The 1,735-nt window shown below is 36.0% G+C and carries 1 protein-coding gene; it reads right to left on the bottom strand.

Annotation, left to right across the window (positions count from 1 at the left end; translation table 11 throughout):
* Window positions 1–776: 776 nt before the first annotated feature.
* Window positions 777–1,568 (bottom strand): hypothetical protein, encoded by a 792-nt coding sequence (locus AM629_RS21010; protein WP_054481740.1) that lies wholly within the window; start codon window positions 1,566–1,568, stop codon window positions 777–779.
* Window positions 1,569–1,735 lie beyond the last annotated feature (167 nt).

The following is a 1,735-nucleotide window of genomic DNA, read 5'->3' as shown; positions in this document are numbered from 1 at the left end:
ACTTGTTGCAGTCGCTGGCAGGCGACTGCGTTAGGTACCAGACGGATTTCAACTCTGCGGTTGGCAGCACGCCCCGCAGCCGTTGAATTGGTGGCGACCGGCCGCGTTGCACCTTCGCCTTGGACGGCAGAACCCAATTGTTCCGTCCATAATAAATTCGGGAAACAACAAACCGGATCAGATATTTCCTGACCGGCGGTTTAACCGAAACATAAATAATAGCGCAGACCCTTTATACGCTATCAATTAATGTCTGCATTAACAGGATACGCGGTTTATGAATAAGGCCATTCTCTTAATGGGTGCATATAAAAATCAAGTCTTCATTCATCAAAAAGCACAATTTGCCTAATACCGAGATAATATAACCATTGAGACAAAAAGATAAATCCCAGAATATTAAACAAAACATAAACAAGATGACATTTATTTACATATAAAGGTTGCTCATTCAAATACAACCGGACAATCAATCTATACAATAAAATAATATTCATTATCATTATCTTTTAACTCGGTATAACCAACGTCATTTTCAAACCTGTAACTTAAATACGTAAAACTGTCGTAAAAAAGAATGAATCTCAATTTCAAATGAGAATGCATCCTCCTATACTGTAATCCAAAAGTATAACTTTCTTTCTGTTTCTCAATGGGAGAGCATAAAGCGATAATATCCGCCTGTTCTTGTCAATGCCAGTATTGGAATAACATTCATATCTCACTCAACACCTGACCACCGTGAGTGGTTTTATCGTGAATACGGATAATGCCTTTCATTCTATAGCCTCTTGTTGTATTAACCTTTTTTCAATTTCGTCAATACCAGCATAGGCATCAACTATTTCAATAAGATTACGATTAATATTCACAACTTCCTTCAATGAATCAGTATGGATAACAAAACTAATAATATTTTTGCCTTTTTCCTTCATCAACACCTGATCACAACCTACCTGATACGTTTTACTAAATGCAGAAGGTGTAATAACCAATTGATTGTCATAAATACCTAACACCGGTCGAAAAGCAAGGCGAATACCGTTAAAAGCAGATACGATTGCAGCACTAGCTAACACTTTCCCCATAGATGCTTCATAACCTGTATACCCCATAGATACTTCTGCACTTAACTGAATAATAGCAGCTACACCCAATAAGACTGCGATTATATAAAAACGTTCCTGACGGAAATGAAGGTAAGGAGAAAGTTGCTTTTTATTTACCCATTTAAATAGTGGAAACCCAGAAAAACGTAAATTGTTATAGCTAAAAAGAAAACCGATGATATAAACAAACCCCAAGGGAAGTGTTATAAAACCAGACAACATAGCCAAAAAGAGCGCCAGCTTTTTATGAATGAAAAGCAATAATACACTAACCATCTGTATCGCAATAGCAATGGCTATCAGTTTGGCTATAGGATAAAGCTCTTTAAGAACTTCTTGCCCCTGATAACTTAAACTATTTTGAGCTGTCTGCTGTAATTGCAAATAATAAAAAAATCCTCCGATAACTATCAAATTAATAATCAAACCTAACCAAAGGACGATACTCAACTTTTTCATAAGAATTCCAATCAATCATTTTAACTAAACTTACGGTTTATCTTGTATTACACAAGCTTTCTTTCGGACGAGCGGAAATCATTAACTCATTGTTAATTTCAATTTTCCTTGCATGAGACAGTTACTTTTCGTTTTTTACCTTTTCACCTTTAACCTCTCCTATCATT

Origin of the sequence: Photorhabdus heterorhabditis (assembly GCF_001280945.1) — a bacterium.
Lineage (GTDB): Bacteria > Pseudomonadota > Gammaproteobacteria > Enterobacterales > Enterobacteriaceae > Photorhabdus > Photorhabdus heterorhabditis.
Note: the sequence above shows the minus strand (reverse complement) of the source record. Positions and strands in the feature narration are given on the sequence as shown.

Excerpts from the sequence above, each read along its gene's own strand:
- AM629_RS21010 (WP_054481740.1), bottom strand. The coding sequence starts at position 1,568 with ATGAAAAAGTTGAGTATCGTCCTTTGGTTAGGTTTGATTATTAATTTG.